The organism is Pengzhenrongella phosphoraccumulans, from assembly GCF_045689905.1.
Classification (GTDB): domain Bacteria; phylum Actinomycetota; class Actinomycetes; order Actinomycetales; family Cellulomonadaceae; genus Pengzhenrongella; species Pengzhenrongella phosphoraccumulans.
Genome location: NZ_CP144210.1, coordinates 2,132,885 through 2,148,677, shown reverse-complemented (window position 1 = coordinate 2,148,677; position 15,793 = coordinate 2,132,885). Strand labels below are relative to the sequence as shown.

15 protein-coding genes are annotated in these 15,793 nt (G+C 68.1%); 7 read left to right on the top strand and 8 right to left on the bottom strand.

Annotated elements, in window-relative coordinates; genetic code table 11:
* Nucleotides 1-824: 824 nt before the first annotated feature.
* Nucleotides 825-1,820, bottom strand: coding sequence for a helix-turn-helix transcriptional regulator (locus tag VTA80_RS09915; protein WP_407345338.1), 996 nt, complete (start codon nt 1,818-1,820; stop codon nt 825-827).
* A 91-nt stretch (nt 1,821-1,911) separates the two neighbouring features.
* Between VTA80_RS09915 and VTA80_RS09910 the strand changes: the two genes are divergently transcribed.
* Complete coding sequence (locus tag VTA80_RS09910) at nt 1,912-2,652, top strand: alpha/beta fold hydrolase (protein ID WP_407345337.1); 741 nt, start codon at nt 1,912-1,914, stop codon at nt 2,650-2,652.
* Between the two features lie 348 nt (nt 2,653-3,000).
* Here the strand turns inward: VTA80_RS09910 and VTA80_RS09905 are convergent, their stop codons facing one another.
* Nucleotides 3,001-3,423: an ABC transporter permease gene (locus VTA80_RS09905; protein ID WP_407345336.1), complete on the bottom strand. Its 423-nt coding sequence runs from the start codon at nt 3,421-3,423 to the stop codon at nt 3,001-3,003.
* 96 nt (nt 3,424-3,519) lie between these two features.
* Nucleotides 3,520-4,353 (bottom strand): SDR family NAD(P)-dependent oxidoreductase, encoded by an 834-nt coding sequence (locus tag VTA80_RS09900; protein WP_407345335.1) that lies wholly within the window; start codon nt 4,351-4,353, stop codon nt 3,520-3,522.
* A 124-nt stretch (nt 4,354-4,477) separates the two neighbouring features.
* Between VTA80_RS09900 and VTA80_RS09895 the strand changes: the two genes are divergently transcribed.
* Nucleotides 4,478-4,903, top strand: a complete 426-nt coding sequence (locus tag VTA80_RS09895; protein WP_407345334.1) for a winged helix-turn-helix transcriptional regulator — start codon at nt 4,478-4,480, stop codon at nt 4,901-4,903.
* A 198-nt stretch (nt 4,904-5,101) separates the two neighbouring features.
* Here the strand turns inward: VTA80_RS09895 and VTA80_RS09890 are convergent, their stop codons facing one another.
* Nucleotides 5,102-5,245 (bottom strand): hypothetical protein, encoded by a 144-nt coding sequence (locus tag VTA80_RS09890; protein WP_407345333.1) that lies wholly within the window; start codon nt 5,243-5,245, stop codon nt 5,102-5,104.
* 223 nt (nt 5,246-5,468) lie between these two features.
* Between VTA80_RS09890 and VTA80_RS09885 the strand changes: the two genes are divergently transcribed.
* The 3 genes from VTA80_RS09885 to VTA80_RS09875 all read left to right on the top strand — a co-directional run bounded on the left by VTA80_RS09885 (nt 5,469) and on the right by VTA80_RS09875 (nt 7,494).
* On the top strand, nt 5,469-5,636 hold the full coding sequence (locus VTA80_RS09885) for a hypothetical protein (RefSeq protein ID WP_407345332.1): 168 nt from the start codon (nt 5,469-5,471) through the stop codon (nt 5,634-5,636).
* Complete coding sequence (locus VTA80_RS09880) at nt 5,633-6,052, top strand: hypothetical protein (protein ID WP_407345331.1); 420 nt, start codon at nt 5,633-5,635, stop codon at nt 6,050-6,052. Before VTA80_RS09885 ends, VTA80_RS09880 begins: the two co-directional genes overlap by 4 nt.
* A gap of 116 nt (nt 6,053-6,168) precedes the next feature.
* Nucleotides 6,169-7,494, top strand: a complete 1,326-nt coding sequence (locus VTA80_RS09875; RefSeq protein ID WP_407345330.1) for an AMP-binding protein — start codon at nt 6,169-6,171, stop codon at nt 7,492-7,494.
* Here the strand turns inward: VTA80_RS09875 and VTA80_RS09870 are convergent.
* The gene (locus VTA80_RS09870; protein ID WP_407345329.1) at nt 7,469-8,590 is read right to left on the bottom strand and encodes a methyl-accepting chemotaxis protein; all 1,122 of its coding nucleotides are present in this window, start codon (nt 8,588-8,590) and stop codon (nt 7,469-7,471) included. The genes VTA80_RS09875 and VTA80_RS09870 overlap by 26 nt on opposite strands.
* Before the next feature lie 201 nt (nt 8,591-8,791).
* Complete coding sequence (locus VTA80_RS09865; protein ID WP_407345328.1) at nt 8,792-10,177, bottom strand: EAL domain-containing protein; 1,386 nt, start codon at nt 10,175-10,177, stop codon at nt 8,792-8,794.
* Nucleotides 10,178-10,393: 216 nt separating this feature from the next.
* Between VTA80_RS09865 and VTA80_RS09860 the strand changes: the two genes are divergently transcribed.
* Both VTA80_RS09860 and VTA80_RS09855 read left to right on the top strand, forming a co-directional pair.
* Complete coding sequence (locus tag VTA80_RS09860; protein ID WP_407345327.1) at nt 10,394-12,736, top strand: putative bifunctional diguanylate cyclase/phosphodiesterase; 2,343 nt, start codon at nt 10,394-10,396, stop codon at nt 12,734-12,736.
* 165 nt (nt 12,737-12,901) lie between these two features.
* Entirely contained in the window at nt 12,902-13,417 is a 516-nt protein-coding gene (locus VTA80_RS09855; protein ID WP_407345326.1) for a GNAT family N-acetyltransferase, read from the top strand.
* Between the two features lie 402 nt (nt 13,418-13,819).
* Here VTA80_RS09855 and VTA80_RS09850 read toward each other — a convergent pair whose 3' ends face one another.
* Nucleotides 13,820-14,116 (bottom strand): UBP-type zinc finger domain-containing protein, encoded by a 297-nt coding sequence (locus VTA80_RS09850; protein ID WP_407345325.1) that lies wholly within the window; start codon nt 14,114-14,116, stop codon nt 13,820-13,822.
* Nucleotides 14,117-14,451: 335 nt separating this feature from the next.
* Nucleotides 14,452-15,312, bottom strand: coding sequence for an SDR family oxidoreductase (locus VTA80_RS09845; RefSeq protein WP_407345324.1), 861 nt, complete (start codon nt 15,310-15,312; stop codon nt 14,452-14,454).
* Nucleotides 15,313-15,793: the final 481 nt, after the last annotated feature.

Sequence of the window (15,793 nt, the reverse complement as noted above, 5' to 3'; positions counted from 1 at the left end):
CGTACTCAGCCACGGTTCATCCGGGGTGTAGAAGCCCACCCGCGCCTGCGGCGCGCGATGCGATTGACCACCCGAGCACCGTAGGACCTCTAGGTCAGGCTATTAGACCGTTCTCGCCTTCCGCGGTAACGCGCCGGTTGTGCAACCAAACGATGATCAGTCCAGGGGCGATGAGTAGGACGCAGAACGCTGCGATCCAGGGCCATGAAGTGCCCTGCACCATGATCGAAACGACCGCTGCGGTCCAGAACCATCCGCCAGCCCATCCCGAGATTGTGCCCAACGGCGTGCGACGTGTGTCTCGGAAGGTCGCGTAACTGACGTGGCCGCCAGGCCAACTCCGGATTCTGGCCACGACGCCCACGACCACGAAGAGCGAGGCTGCGATGACGAGCGCTGCAGTGACGGGCGACAACGTTGTTCAACTCCCAGATTGGCCGACTAGAACAAGAACATATCCCCGATCAGTGACACCCATGAACAGGCCCGTAGGTACCCTTCGCGGCAGTACGAGGTGGACGGCACCACTGCCCAAGTGGTGCTAGTCGGCGTCGGCAAGACGCTCGTTTCCTGTCGCCAAGGATCGATCGCGTCGGCCCCCGCGTGGCAATGTGATTTTTGGCGGGCCGGCAGCGCAATCATCCGCAAATGCCGAGATCCAGATGGGTCGATGCAGGCCCGAGCTGGGGGTCTGGTTCGGTGGGAAGCATGTCGAGGACCGCAGCGGTCCGGGTCTCCGTCCTGCCCTCGGTGGCGTCAGGTCGAAAAGTCTGAGCCTCGTTGCGTTGTGCGGGGGTCCCCGCTGTGCGGGCGTGTGGAGTCGCTCAAGGAGTCTGCCGCGGAGCCGTGGTGCCGGCGACGGCGCCGCGCACCGCGCTGACTCTGAGGCGGTCGGACAGGGCAAGGACCTCGTCCCGCAGGGCGTCCGGGGTGATCACCTCGAAATCCCAGCCGAGCCCGGCCAGCATGCGGGCCATGCCGTCGAGGTGCTCGGCACGCGTCTCGAGGAGCACACCGTCGACATGCTCGCTGAGCCGTCCCGAGCTGCGGGGCAGTCGCTCGCCCGCATCCGCAAGGGTGGTCCGCAGCACGACGGAGACCTCGTGCGACCAGTGGACCGCCGCGATGCCCGACACGACCTGAGTGCTGGCGTCGAAGTCAGCGGGCACAATGTAGGAGGCGTCGTCCTGCTTGAGTGAGGTGATGCGGTCCAAGCGGAAGGTCCGCACGTCGTCGCGGCCGTGGTCGTGTCCGGTGACGTACCACCGGCCGGAGTGGAAGACCAAGCCGTACACATCGAGCCCACGCTGCGACTGTCGCCCGTCCCAGGCTGTGTACGCGATCACGACGGTGCGCCGTGCTTGCGCAGCCGAGGCCAGACCAAGCAGAGTGTCGGCGTCGGCGGGAACCGTGGCTCGCACCGGGGTCGTGAACTGTGCGGTTGACAGCAGGCTGTCGAGCCGCTGGCCCAGGGCACGCGGCAGTACACGCGACACCTTGGCCAGCGCGCTGGACGTCGCTGCGGGGTCGGTGGTGGCAAGCCCCGCGCGTTCGGCGGCCCGGAGGCCCAGGACGACGGCGACGGCCTCGTCGTCGGTGAGCATCAGCGGCGGCAGCTTGTAGCCCGGCGAGAGCCGGTAGCCGCCGTACCTGCCCCGCTGCGCCTGGACAGGGATGCCGAGGTCGGCGAGGTGCTCGGCATAGCGCCGGACCGTGCGCTCGTCGACCCCAAGCCGAGCAGCGAGATCGCCGACCGTGCGCTGCCCGCCCGTCTGGAGCAGCTCCAGCATGGCTAGCACACGAGCGGTCGGGCGCGTCACGGCCCTCCTCGGCGCTGCGGGAAAAGATACGGTGAGGCAGACTCTGCATACCGGGCGGATCCTGTCCACTATCCAGCCTAGCGTGGTCGCCATGAACCCCACCACCTACGTCCTGGTCCCCGGCTTCTGGCTCGGCGCCTGGGTCTGGCGCCACGTCGCAGACTCGCTGCGTGAGCGCGGCCACGTCGTGCACGCCGTCGACCTCTCCGGCATGGGCGAGCGCGCCCACCTCGCCTCGCCCGAGACCGACCTGACGACCCACATCGACGACGTCGTGCACCTGCTCGAGCAGCACAAACTGCACGACGTCGTGCTCGTCGGCCACAGCTACGGTGCCCTCGTGACGACCGGTGCGGCGGACCGCGTGCCTGAGCGCGTGGCGCGCCTGGTCTACGTCGACTCGGGACCCCTACCGGACGGCATGGCACAGGCCGACTTCGCGGGACCCGACGCGCGCGCTGCCAACGAGGACCTGGTCATGAAATCCGGCGAGGGCTGGAAGCTCCCGCCACCGCCCTGGGCTGTGCTCGCAGCCGAGGTGCCCGAGGTCGACGACACAGCCATCGCCGCGCTGGTCGAAGGCTCGCAGCCGCAGCCCTGGCGTACCGCCACCCAGCCGGTCGCACTCACCGGCGCCTGGGAGCGGCTGCCACGCACGGGCGTGCTGTGCAGCTTCACCCTTGAGCAACTCCAGCAGATGGCACCACAGGCACCGGTGTTCGCGCGCATGGTCGACGGCGACTGGACGTACGTCGAGCTTCCGACGTGGCACTGGCCGATGATGAGCCGGCCGGCGGATCTCGCCAAGGTCCTGGAGTCGGTCACCCGATAGCTGGTTACGTGACCGTCGCTAGCTGTCGATTGCGCCTATCGCGCGGGTGTCATGCCGCCGGCAGAGCATTCGCTCGGGCAACCTCGTCAGTCGACGTAGTCGGCGATAGCCATGATCGCGTCCAAACGCCAGCGCGGGTTGACCTCCGCGATCACCTGGGCGACGTCCACGAGCAGCTGTGCGCCCGGGCAACGCGGTGCGTGTCACCGCCTACCGGTCGCCTAGGTCTGGGGAGCATCAGCTGCTGTCATCGTCGTGCCGAACGAGGATGGCGAACGCTGGACACGCCGCAGTGGCGTCGGGGGCGGGCACGCTGCTCTAGAAGGCCGTTACGGCGGCGGGAGGGTGTCAGCGGAAGCGGTGTCCTTCATCGCGCCGGTAGGCCCAGATCGCGAGGGCGGCGAACGCCATCGTCCAGCCGAGCAGGACGGGGATCGCGAGGGCGTAGGCGGGCTCGCCCGTGAGCGCCTCGACCAGTAGGTCGCGTCCGGCTCGGCTCGGCAGCGCCTCGGAGAACGCGTTCAGCCAGGTGGGGAAGACCTCGGGCGGCATGAACAGCCCGCCGGCGAACGCGAGCGGGAACAGCACGACCTGCACGACCGGCAGCGCGGCCTTCGCCGAGTGCGAGTAGCCGATCGCCATCCCGAGCAGCAGGAACGGCAGCGCGACCGCCAGGATCGCGCCCGTGGCTGTGGCGTACTGCCCGGCGGTGACGGTGGCGTCGGTGAACAGCCAGCCGATCAGCACCAGCGGCGCGAGGCCGAGCAGCACGAAGACCCCCCGAGGCCCGCAGGCGATCACGCCCAACCGCGAACCGCAGACCACGACCCCGACCACAGCGCCGAGCCCCAGGTCATCGGTCGAGGCTTAGTCGTTGAGCGTCTCCCTCGCGGCTGGCAGCACAGCCATCCGTTCCATGACCCGGCCCATGATCCTCGAACGCCAGCGACGCGGAAGCGGGGCCAGCGACCACGTGAGCGTTTTCGAGAGGCGACCCGGTGCGACGCTCGAGCGCCGCCCGAGCGCACGGAGCGTCGCGGACGCGACCGCACTCGGCTCCAAGACCGCGCCCATGCTCATCCCTGCTCGATCAGCGAACCCGGAGCGCACCGGTCCGGGCGCGCTGGATAGTACGTCGACGCCTTGGGGTTTCAGTTCGAGGCTCAGGCCCTCGGCGAGGGTTTGGACGTAGGCCTTGGTGGCCGCGTAGTGCGCCGCCCAGGGAGCGCCCTGGAATCCGACCACCGACCCGAACAGCACGATCCCTCCGCGGCCGCGTTCGGCGAAGCGGCGGGCGAAGTGCAAACTCAGTAGCAGGACGGCCCGGCAGTTCACGTCGAGCATCGCCATTTCGGTGTCCCGGTCCGCGTCCATGAACCGTCCCGACGTTCCGAAGCCGGCCGCCGCCACGAACAAGCCGACGTCAAGGCGCTCTGTCGCGCGCTCCACCTCAACGACGCCCTCCGCCGTGCCGAGGTCGCACCGGACCACGAGCACGTCGATCGCGTGGTCCGCCCGCAGTTTCTCCGCGACCGCTTCCAGGGCCGCGCCGGTACGCGCGACGATCACGAGGTGCACCCCGGCGGCGGCGACCTCGGTGGCAATCGCCTGCCCGATACCCGACGACGCTCCAGTGACCACCGCCCACGGACCGTAGTCGGAACGAAAGGTCAAGCCGCGACGTGCGCTGGACAGGAACATGATGCCCTCCGGCCTCTCGTCCAGTTAGTAGCATGACGAGACTTAGCCTAGCGCGCGAAGGTATCGTGACGCTACTCGTTGGGCTATCGTGATCCTCATGCTCGGTTCGGACTACCCAGGCCAGGTGTGTTCCCTAGCTCGCTCGCTCGAAGTCATCGGCGAGCGGTGGACACTGCTCATCCTGCGAGACGTCTTCACCGGGATTCGCCGTTTCGATGAACTCGTGCACAGCCTCGGCATCGCGCGAACCGTGCTCACACGCAGGCTCGATGCCCTGGTCGCTGATGGCGTCCTGGAACGGCGCGCCTACCAAGCCCGACCCGTGCGATACGAGTTCGTGCCCACAGCGAAGGGCCAGGAACTCGTCGACGTCGTGGCACTGTTGATGCGCTGGGGAGACACCCACTACCCCCACCCGGCGGGACCACCTCGACAGCTCCTGCACCACGACTGCGGCGGGCACGCAGTGCCGCACCTGGCGTGCTCCGATTGTGGCCAGGAACTTGACCTCAACAACATCGAAGCTCGACTCAATCCCGCACTCGCATGATCGATCAACGCGTACTCCAGCCGTCCGGGGCATGAACCTCGACACGGCGAACTATCGGCGTCGGTGTGCTGATGCACGCAGGCCACGTCGCGTCCGGCCGTCGATCGCAGGCACCGCTCGCCTGGCTTCCACGTGCAGTGCTACTCACGCATGCCACCCGGGCAAGGCCGGCCGCACCTGGTGCAGAACGGATCGGATTCAGGGGCGCAGGCCCGCGAGGAGAACGCCCAACACCAACTCGGTGACCTCGTCGGGTGACTCCAGGTAGCCCTTGAGGCGCAACTGATCGTCGACGATCAGCAGCGTGCAGTACCCAGAGAAGGCCGCGACTGTGGTCGCCAAGCGAGCACAGCCAGAGGACAAACTATTCATTGCCCTGTAAATCATGATATTGCCACCGGTGCGGCGCAGGGGTTCCTCGGCGCAACTTCCGATCGCACTGGTGATTGGGTGGCAATTTCGGCGGATGTGGCCCACAGTAGGGTGCCACCCATCGAGGGACTGGCATTTGCGTATGGGGGAAACATCAATGACGGAAGAAGCTCTTGCGACAGGTTCGGGGACGGTGACCCCCGCTGACCCGGGCAGCCTCGAGGGTCAGCTCCACAGCGTCTACGCCGAGCGCGAGAAGCTCGCGAACGAGCTGGGCACCGCAGACGCCGACGAGCTGATCGCGATGTTCCGCGAGTTGCATGCCAACCAGCGTCCCGTCGTCGAGGAGGTAGCGCTGTGAACAGCACTCTTGCCGACAGCCTCTGGCAGCAGGGCGCCCGGATGGCCGCGACCAGTTTCGCCAAGCCGGACACGCTGGCCAGGCTCGACTCGCTCAGCCGTGTCGAGCTCGACCGGCTGCCGTTTGGCGCCGTGAAGGTCGACGACGCCGGTTTCATCCAGGAATACAACAAGTACGAGAGCGTGCTCGCCGGGGTGCCGCAGCCGACCGCGATGGGAAAGAACTTCTTCACCCGACTGGCCCCGTGCACAAACAATGCCGTGTTCTACGGGAACTTCAAGAGGGGCGTGGCCGCAAAGGCGTTCAACCTAGCCTTTGTGTACACGTTCAGCTACAACATGAACCCCACCCCGGTGCGGGTCCACCTGCACCGTACGGCTCGCGGCGGCAACTGGATCCTCGTCGAAAAGAAGTGACCCCCGGCCTGCGCCCCCGCCTCGTCGAGGCGCTGCGGGGGCGCGCGTGCCCGGTGATTTTCGCTGACGACGACGTCATCCCGGCAGCTTCGCTGTGGATCGGTTCTCGGCATTGGGTGAACGCATTCAGGGCGGCCGGTCTGCGCCCCGGCGACCGCTTGGTGCTGGCCCTGCCGGCGTCGGCGCCCTTCGTCCAGGTGCTCATCGCTGCGCTGTGGGAAGGGCTCACCGTCGCGCCGGTACCAGCGGGCGGCGACCCCGAGGCGATGCTCGACGAGCTGGACGCGCGGGTCGCTGTAGTGGCGCAGTCGTCCGGCGCACTCTCAGGCATTCTCGACGTGACGGGCCGGCCCGGCCCTGGATCCGGCCGACCAGGGGTCTGGACGGCTGACGGCGTCAGCGGACCCGCCCGCGATGTCGGCGTGGTCCGGCGGGCGACCCAGCCCCGGACCCCCGAAGCAGCTCTGCTCCTGAGCACATCGGGGACGACCGGTCGCCCTCGGTGGATCGCACTGTCGGACCGCAACGTGTGCGCGGTGCTCGACAGCCACCAGCCCCGCTTCGGGCTGTCGGGCGCCTATGTCGTCAGCGTGCTGCCATGGCACCACGCGTTTGGACTCATCCTGGACCTCCTTCCCGCCCTGCTCGCAGGCTCCTACATTGCGCGCGATCCCCAGTGCGGGCGGGATCCACTGGCGTTGGCCGCGCTGCTGCGCCGTGCCCCGGCCGTCCTGTCCGCGGTGCCCCACACGATCACGATGCTGGCCGCCCTGGACGACGGCGAGGCGCTACTCGCTGGGCTTGCGGGCGGCACGATCGGCGGGGCACAGGTGAGCAACGACCTCGCCGCCATGCTCGAGCGGACCGCCCTGCGCGCCGGCTACGGCCAGACCGAAGCCTCGCCCGGGATCGCGTTGGGCGAACCGGGCCGATGGAAGGCCGGACTTCTCGGCCGCCCTGTCGGCTGCGAGGTTCGCCTGGTCGACGGCGCACTGGAGTTTCGCGGCGAGAACGCATGCATCGGCGAGTGGGGCGCTGGCGGGTTCGTGCAGCTCGACCCCGGCCGGTGGGTCGCCACGGGCGACGCGGTCGAACAAATCGACGGTGAGCTCTTCTATCGCGGCCGCGTGGTGAACAACTTCAAGCTCGCGAACGGTCGCTGGATCGAGACCTCAACCCTCGAGCCAGCGATCCGCGAGGCACTGCAGCTCGCTACCGATGTCGTGCTGTTCACAGCGGCCGGCTCCACGCTCGACGTCGTCGTCGTCCTGCCGGCCGACCGCGCCTGGAACGCGGGAGCACAGCACGAGGCCATCCGCCGCGCCCTCGGGCACCTCGGCGATCTGCTCGGGCACGTGCACCTGATCGACCCTGCCGCAGTCGTCCGCGACACCAAGGGAGCGATCGATCGTCGAGCTACCGTCGAGCAGCTTCGGGGCTGAGGCCGGCGGAGAGGTCGCGAGCCGCAGCGCGGACAGCCTCGATCCCCGCGACCACGTCGTCGACACTCGCGCTGGTGCGCGCCGCCGACTCGGCGTTCGTGCCGAGGTTCATGGCGATGGCCATCGCTCCGGATACGGCCTCGCCCAGGCACTGGTCCAGCTCGCTGGACGCCGTGCGTCCCACCGCCTCGGCGATCGTGGCCTGCGCTTCGTTCACCTGCCCGATCACCGCTGAGATGTGCTCGATCGCCTCGACCACGCTCCCGCTGTCGGCCTGCATCCCGAGGACTCGTGACTCGATGTTCTTCGTCGCCTGGTCGGTCGCGCGAGAGAGGTCCTTGACCTCGGACGCCACGACCTTGAAGGCCTTACCTGCCTCGCCCGACCGCGCCGCCTCGATCGCCGCGTTGAGCGCGAGCAGGTTGGTCTGGCTGGCGATCTTGCCGATGACCGTGAGCACGGAGCCGATCTCCACCGAGGTGGTGCCGAGCCGGGACGCGAGCGAGGTGGTGGACTCGACCAACGCGGCGGCGGTCCCGCTCACGAGGGCAACCTCGGCGGCGTCGGCGGCGATGACCCGCATCGCCGCGGCGAGCTCCTCGCTCATCGACGACGCGAGCGAGACGTCGGCCAGGACGCTCTCCGCGGCCGCCGTGACGATCCGGCTCTGGATCCCGTCCGCCTCAGTGGCCTCGCGCAACTGCGTGCCAGCGCTGACGAGGGCGTCGGTCGACTCGTCGAGAGCGGCAAGCGCGGCGACGATCCTCGCGGTCGCCGTCGCGTGCGCGCCGTCGGCGACCGCAGTACTCGGGGCCTGTCCGCGCGGCGTCGCTGCGGCCGGCGCCCCGTTGGTCTGGCCGCCGGCACTCCGCAGCGCGGTCAAGCCAACTGCCGCGAGGCCGAGCAGGCCGACGACGCCCGTCTGCCAGCTGGTGCCCAACGTCGCGGCCACGCAGACGGCCGCGCCAGGAACCCCCACAGCGATCCCGATCGCCACGTTGAACCCAGTGCGGACCGTGGTGCGTGGGATGACCATGCCCTTGTCATCGGCCGACCCGGGCCCGATCTGAGCTGAACGCACGCCCAACTCCGCCACGTCCACACCCCGTGCTCACGTTCCGCAGCGCAGCGGCGGATCGTCTTGCCGCAGTGCGCGAAACGTCTGGCCACTCACCTCCGGGGGGTCAGAAGGCCCCGACACGGGAGCGCCGGCCCTTCCCGCTGGTGAACCTGCCAGCGAGCTTCCTGGCACCTCCGGAGGTGTCCTATGAAGGACTCCTCGAGTATCAGCGGTCGTTCACACGCGCCGAGCAGTCCGGGTCTTGCTGGCAGAGGAGGTGCGTTGAATGGGTAGGGGGTGGGGAGTCACGGTGGCGGGTGCGAGGCGGCCGATGAGGGAGTGCGCGGCTGCGGTGACCAGGGTCCGGTCGTAGCTGACGACGAACTCGAACTCGCGGTCGCCGTCGTCGCCGTCATGGCCAAGGTCCCGCGCGATCAGGGCTGCGGCTTTGTGCGCGCCGAGCACCACAACGGTCCACTCGGTGGCCAGCGGATCCTGCGGTGACAGGGCTGCGCCGCGCACGCCGGGGGCCGGCACCGCGGGCATGTCCCTGCCCAGTGCGCACACGAACGGCAGCCGCACTGCGAGCTCGGTGTACCGGCGGACGGTGGCAGGGGTGAAGAACTTCGCGTGCTCGAACCCGGCCAGCAGCACCGGGGGGACCCGCGCCTGCAACGCCATCTGTTCGAGCGACAGCGACAGCGGCAGGAGCAGGCTCTTGGGTGCGCGCCGCACCTGTCGGACCTTTTCGAGAAGCTGGCACGGGCTTGAGTGCAGCACCGCGCCTAGGGGTCGTGGGGTGAATCGTTCGGGGCGGAACGTCGTGGGACCGATCTCGCGGTTCCCGCGGCCCCAGAGCCAGCCCTGGCCAAGGGTCGCCCCGAGAACCCGGGCACGGGTCAGATCAGCGGCGCTCTCCACCCCCTCGGCCACCACTTCAGCACCGGACTCTTCGGCGTAGGCCCGCACCGCACCGGCCACCGTCAACGTGGCCACGTCGCTGACCGAGCGCAGCAGGGCGAGGTCGAGCTTGACGACCTCGGGCCGCAGTAGGGGGATGAACGCGAGTGACTCCGGCTCGACACCGACGTCGTCCAACGCGATCGCGCATCCAGCCGCGCGTAGGCGTTCGGCGCCGGCCAGGATCCCCGCGAGGTCGACCGCCAGGGCACGCTCGGTGATCTCCACGACCACCTGGACGTTCGCTGACCGGCTGGCGACCTCTTCCAGGATCACCTCGAGGTTGTCGGTCAACGTGGTGGGCTCGACGTTCACGAACAACGTCGTGGGCCGCCCCAGCGACATCCTCGACGCGTCCGCGATCGAGGTGCGCAGCGATGCCCGCTCGAGGTCAACCAGGCGGCCACTGGATCGTGCACTGCCGAGCAGCACGATCGGCGACTCCCACGGTGTACCGGCCGGTCCGCGCAGCAGCGCCTCGTGGGCGAGCACGGACCCGGTGTCCAGATCGACGAACGGCTGATAGACGCTATGCAGCCCGCCATCGCGCAAGAGCGCGTCGAGGGGGACATCGACGGCTCGATCGGCAGCAAGGACCGACAGGTCGCCCCAGCGAAAGACAGGACGGGCCGCGTGCAAATTTGACGAATCCGTGGCAGGCACTCTACGACTATCGACCCATTTCACGAGAATGTCAGCGCAATGAGCTGGCAAGAAGAGGCGGGCAGGCACGAGAATTCGCACAAGTAGTGACAATACCGACGGCAGCAACGTCGGGACCGTAAACGCATTCCATGGTTCCGGCAGTGAAATCTGATCATCTTGGGTTTGACGTTGACGTTTGCTTCATTGTGGGGCGGCGTCGCCGATGGGTCTGGCATGGTCCCCTCCCGGTTGGTGCGCGCGGCCCCGGACCGCTTGCTGGTGCTCGTGCGCAGTGCCAGCTCGCTGGTGCTGGTCGCTGTCGTCATCTGCGCGCTGGGGGTGGCGAGCACCCTGTACTTCTCCCGTGCACGAGAGGACGGGGTGACAGCCCAGTTGAATCTGCAGACCGCCGTGGTCGAGCTCCACACGCAAGATCGCCTGGTGGGGCAGGTCCTGGAGGGCCGGCGGACCCCGGGCGCGGCCAGCGCGGAGCTGACCACGTCGCGCGAGCGCGTCGCGACCCTGATCGCCAACACGGAAACAGGCTCCCTGTCGCTGCGAGAACGGCTCCAGCTCGGCGAGCTGCTCCAGCACTACTCGAGCGCGGTGGATGCGCAACTGCGTCTGGCTGACCACGGTGCGGACGACGCTGGCGCCTACCGTGCCGCCGAGGTCGATCCAGCGTTCACCGCCGTGCAGGGTGCGATGTCGGATCAGTTGAGCGAGGTGCGCGCGGGGGCCGACCGGGCCCAGCAGTTGGTCGACGTCGGCGTGGTACTCGCCGTGGCGCTGTTCATGGTCGCGTCCGCTGTCCAGGGCAGGCGCCGGTTGGCAGAGGTGCGCCGCCAGCAAGAGCGGCGCAGCGATGAGCGGTACCGGGTGCTGGTGGACCAGTCCACCGACATCGTCGTGGTCGCCGACCGCGACGGAACAGTTCACTACCTGAGCCCTTCGGCGAAGCGCCTGCTCGGCGCAGACACGACACGGGTGGACGGTCAGGAGCTGCTCACGAGCACGCATCCCGACGATCGCGCGACCCTGACAGCCGCCCTTGGCTCCGCGCGGAACGACCACGGCGCCACACCTGTCGAGCTGCGGTTCTCAGCGGACCCGCACGCCCACGGCTGGCAGGTGCTCGAGGTCACCATCCAGGACATGAGCAGCCATCCTGCGATCGGCGGACTCGTGCTGACCGGGCACGACATCACCAACCAGCAAGCTCTGCAGCAGGAACTGGAACACCGGGCGCTGCACGATCCGCTGACCGGGCTGCCCAACCGGGCACTGCTCGCTGACCGATTCGCGCAAGCACTGCGCACCGCACGACGCGGCCCAGACGTCGTGGGGCTGCTACTCATCGATCTCGACCGATTCAAAGAGATCAACGACACCCTGGGCCACCACTACGGCGATCAACTCCTCATCCAGGTGGGATCGCGATTCGGTGAGGTCCTGCGCGAATCCGACACGATCGCACGGCTCGGCGGCGACGAATTCGCCGTCCTGCTTCCCGAGCTCACCGGGATCGAGGACGCCACGGCCGTGGCGCACAAGCTGCAAGGGGCGCTGCGCCGGTCATTCAACGTAGAGGGGGTCGAACTCGATGTGGAGGCCAGCATCGGCGTGGTGGTCTCCGGCGAACACGGCGCCGATGCCACGATCTTGTTGCAGCACGCCGACATCGCGATGTACGCCGCCAAGGAGGGAAACCTCCGCGTGTCTACCTACGACCCCCAGATCGACGCCCACACCCCCCAGCGGCTCGCCCTACTCGGTGACCTGCGCCGGGCGCTGCGCATCGGTGAACTGCTCCTGCACTACCAGCCGAAGGTCAACCTTCGAACCCGTGCGATCAGTGGCGTCGAGGCACTAGTGCGCTGGCAGCACCCCGAACGGGGCCTTCTCCAACCCGGAGACTTCATCCCGATGGCCGAGAACACCGGACTGATCGGACCGCTGACCCACTACGTCCTTGACCTCGCCCTTGGCCAGGCGCGCCGATGGGCCGACAACGGCGCGCCCCTGCAGGTCGCGGTCAACCTGTCCGCCCGCAACCTCCTCGACGACCACCTCGACCAGAAAGTCGCCGACCTGCTCGCCGAGCACGGCGTGCCCGCACACCTGCTCAAGCTCGAAGTCACCGAGAGCGCGATCATGATCGATCCCACCCGAGCGAAAGACGTGCTGCACCGGCTCGTCGCGCAAGGCATCGAAGTCTCCATCGATGACTTCGGCGCCGGGTACACCAGCCTCGGCCAGCTGAAGAACCTGCCGATCACCGAACTCAAGATCGACCTGTCCTACGTCCGGACCATGGACCGCGACACCCGCAACAGCCTCATCGTCCAAAGCGTGATCGAACTGGGCCACAACCTCGGGCTCCGGGTCGTCGCCGAGGGCGTCGAAAACCCCGCGATCCTCGCCCGCCTCACCACATACGACTGCGACGTCGCACAGGGATACCACCTCTCGCGGCCACTGCCCGCAGACGCATTCAACTCCTGGCGCACCGCATGGCCCGAACAAGCCGAGGACGCATTGTTCAACTCCCCGATCAGAGCAACGACCGCCAGGTAGTTGGCGCGAAGTGCTGGGTAGGTCGGACGGACACCGCTTTCCTGTTGTCGCGAACGATCGCGAGAGGGTCCTCGTGACGTTGCTCTTGGGGATCTACTACGGGCAGGAAGTCAGGGGGCTGGGAAAGCGGTGGCCTTCGGCGCGGCCAGCGGGGAGTATGCGCAGATGGATGATGGCCAGCCAGTGCCCGCTCTGTTGACCCTCCGCCCTGCTGCCGGCGGGGACGTCGAGGAGATCGAGTACCTCGCCGTGATCAACGGGATGTTCGCAGCCGAGGATCTCAGTGGGTTCGATGAGATGTTGCGGGGCTGTCTGGATGGTTCCCTCGAAGGTCACCAGTGTGTCGTTGCCCAGGATGAGTCGGGCGGGTTGACCGGTGCGGCGTACTTCGCACCGGAGCCGTTCGCAGACCGGGTGTGGAACCTGTACTTCTTGGCGGTGATCCCGAGACTGCACGGCACCGGCATCGGCAGCGCGCTGATTGGGGAGGTTGAACGGACGCTGCGAGATGCGGGCGACGGCATTGCCCGGGTGTTGATCGTCGAGACGTCCAGCACTCAGAAGTATGAAGGGGCCCGGCGCTTCTACCTGCGTTCGGGGTACGACCGGGAGGCTCTCCTCCGAGAGTTCTACGGCCCTGGCGACGACAAGATCGTCTTCTGGAAGTCTCTGCGAGGGTAGGCGTGGGCCAGGGCGAGGCCTCCGTCGAGCGCGATGTCGGCCGGGTTCCGTTCTTCGGCGAAGAGCGCGCACTGGCTCTGTTGGCTGAGCCGACCGCACGTGTCCGGCAGGTCGTGCGCTACCTGACGGTCGTCATGCGATGGACCAAAGCGTCTCCCCATCGACGAGAACCGCGGTCGGCTTAAGACCCACACGCCGGGCGACTCCGACGGAGGCCTAGTGGTTCGGGCGGACGTGCGCGATCCCCGTCGATGCCAGCACCGTCACCGTGCGGCAACTGTGATCCCCTGAGCGGAAACCACGGTCGCCCGCGTTTCTTTCGCGAGCACGGCAACTTGGCCATGTGCCAATCCACCACGGGAACCGCAGTCCGACAGTTCGCGGCCGGCGTGATGCGCCGGTTCAGGGGTGCGATGGCGACGGCGGTGCGCCGTCGATCTCGAAGAGCACGTCGTCGGGGTAGCACCACCACCAGCTCTCGCCCGGTTCGTAGGAACGGATCAGCGGGTGATCGCCGTGCTCGCGCCAGTGGGCAGTGGCGTGCTGGTTTGGGGAGTTGTCGCAGCAGCCGACGTGCCCGCAGCGCATGCACAGCCGCAGGTGCACCCACTGGCCGCCGGTGCGCAGACAGTCCTCGCAGCCATCGCTGGAGGGCGTGACCTCGGCGACCGTGTCGAGGTGGGTGCAGGTCTCAGTCATGGTCGTGCCTTCCGCTCGGTCGATCGATGGTGTCCCGGTCCCACCGTGCCGTTGACGCCGTACCACCGCCTTGAAGTGAAACGGTCGAACGGCCCCGCCTCCCCTGGCGGGCTACTTGGCTGTCGCTACACGCTGGCCGGCCGGGCCTCTTCGTGGCGGCGGACGGACGTTCCCGCGGGAACGTCCGGCTCGAGCAGACGCCGCGTGGCGGTCGCCAACCACCGGCGCGCGACCTGATCATCCAGACATTCGAGTTCGACAGGGCCCGGACTCGTGAGCATCGAGTAGGACTGCTCGGCCGCCCTTTCCCGCCGCTGGGCGCTGGTCGAGCAACGCTAGGCCGGGGCGGTGAGGGCGGATCGGTGGTCGCGGAGGAAGGTTGCGAGCGTTCGGGGCTCCCGGCCGAGCACGTCGCGGACCGCGGACGTGACCGTCGAGGCGTACCCGGCGCGGAAGATCGCGAACAGCGCGACGATGTCGTCGACCTGCTCGGCCGGTAGGCCGAAGCCCAGCAGGTTGCCGCGCGTGACCTCCGGCGGGACGTCGACGTAGCGGACGTCGTGGCCGAGCTCGGCGGTAAGGGCGGCGGCGATGTCGGTGTAAGTCACGGCCGCGCCGCCGGTCAGGACCAGCACCTCGGCGACGTGCCTCTCGCCGACGAGCACGGCCGCGGCGACGTCGGCGATGTCGCGCGCATCGATCATCGCGACGGCCCCGTCGCCGGCCGAGGCGTAGATCGCGCCAGCCTTGATGGTCTCAGCGTTACTGAGCAGGTTCTGCATGAAGCCGTTGGGCTGCAGGATCGTCCAGCTGAGCGTCGATGCCTTCAGGTGCTCATCGAGGGCGAAGTGGCCGCGCCCGTAGCTCGGTGCGCTGTCGGGAGCCGCGCCGGCGACCGAAAGCCGCACGAGGTGGCCCACCCCGCCCGCGGCCGCCGCGTCGATCACGGTCCGCTGCAGGTCGACGAACCCGCTGAGCGAGGACGAGTTCAGGAAGACGCTCTCGACGCCGTCGACGGCGGCGGTCACCGCCGAGGCGTCGTGCAAGTCGCCGGCCACGAGCTCGGCCCGGTCGCCGAACACGGCGCGCGCCTTGTCTGCGTCGCGCACCAGAAGACGGACCGCCGCGCCGTGGTCGAGCAAGGTGGGCACGAGGGACCGACCGATGGTTCCAGTGGAACCAGTCACGAGAATCATGAGATGAACCTCCAAGATCGGGCGGAGAGCGTTCGCCTTACCAGCAGGACGAGAGTTACAGACCCAGCTGCATCCGCAACTTGAGGTCACCAGGAGCCTTGAGCGCCGACGGCCACCGACGATCTGTCCTCAGCGAGGCCCAGGCGATGCGAACGTGGATCCCCCTTTGGCAGATCGTGAATCTAATCGCGGGCACCTCCGCCTGCGGAGGTCCAGCGTGTGCCGCCCTACCCTGGATCCACCGACGGGGTTCGTTGCTGATGGGCGTTAGGCGTTTTACGGTCTTCACGGTGGGACGCCGACAGCAGGAAATCGAGCGGAAGAAGCATTGCTTACCTGTCGCTACGCACTGGGTGGTCTGCGCGTCGGCGTCCAGCCGCGCGAGAGGATCTGGAGGTCGACACCGAGTCTGGCTGGTCGAGCGGAGGCCAAAACGTTCAAGCCAAGCCGTCGATCACCCTCGACCTCACTGAGAGCAGCG

What these genes read in the sequence shown, in the direction of transcription:
- VTA80_RS09910 (WP_407345337.1), top strand. Translation starts at nt 1,912, where the DNA reads ATGAACCCCACCACCTACGTCCTGGTCCCCGGCTTCTGGCTCGGCGCC.
- VTA80_RS09900 (WP_407345335.1), bottom strand. Translation starts at nt 4,353, where the DNA reads ATGTTCCTGTCCAGCGCACGTCGCGGCTTGACCTTTCGTTCCGACTAC.
- VTA80_RS09860 (WP_407345327.1), top strand. Translation starts at nt 10,394, where the DNA reads ATGGTCCCCTCCCGGTTGGTGCGCGCGGCCCCGGACCGCTTGCTGGTG.
- VTA80_RS09855 (WP_407345326.1), top strand. Translation starts at nt 12,902, where the DNA reads ATGGATGATGGCCAGCCAGTGCCCGCTCTGTTGACCCTCCGCCCTGCT.
- VTA80_RS09850 (WP_407345325.1), bottom strand. Translation starts at nt 14,116, where the DNA reads ATGACTGAGACCTGCACCCACCTCGACACGGTCGCCGAGGTCACGCCC.
- VTA80_RS09845 (WP_407345324.1), bottom strand. Translation starts at nt 15,312, where the DNA reads ATGATTCTCGTGACTGGTTCCACTGGAACCATCGGTCGGTCCCTCGTG.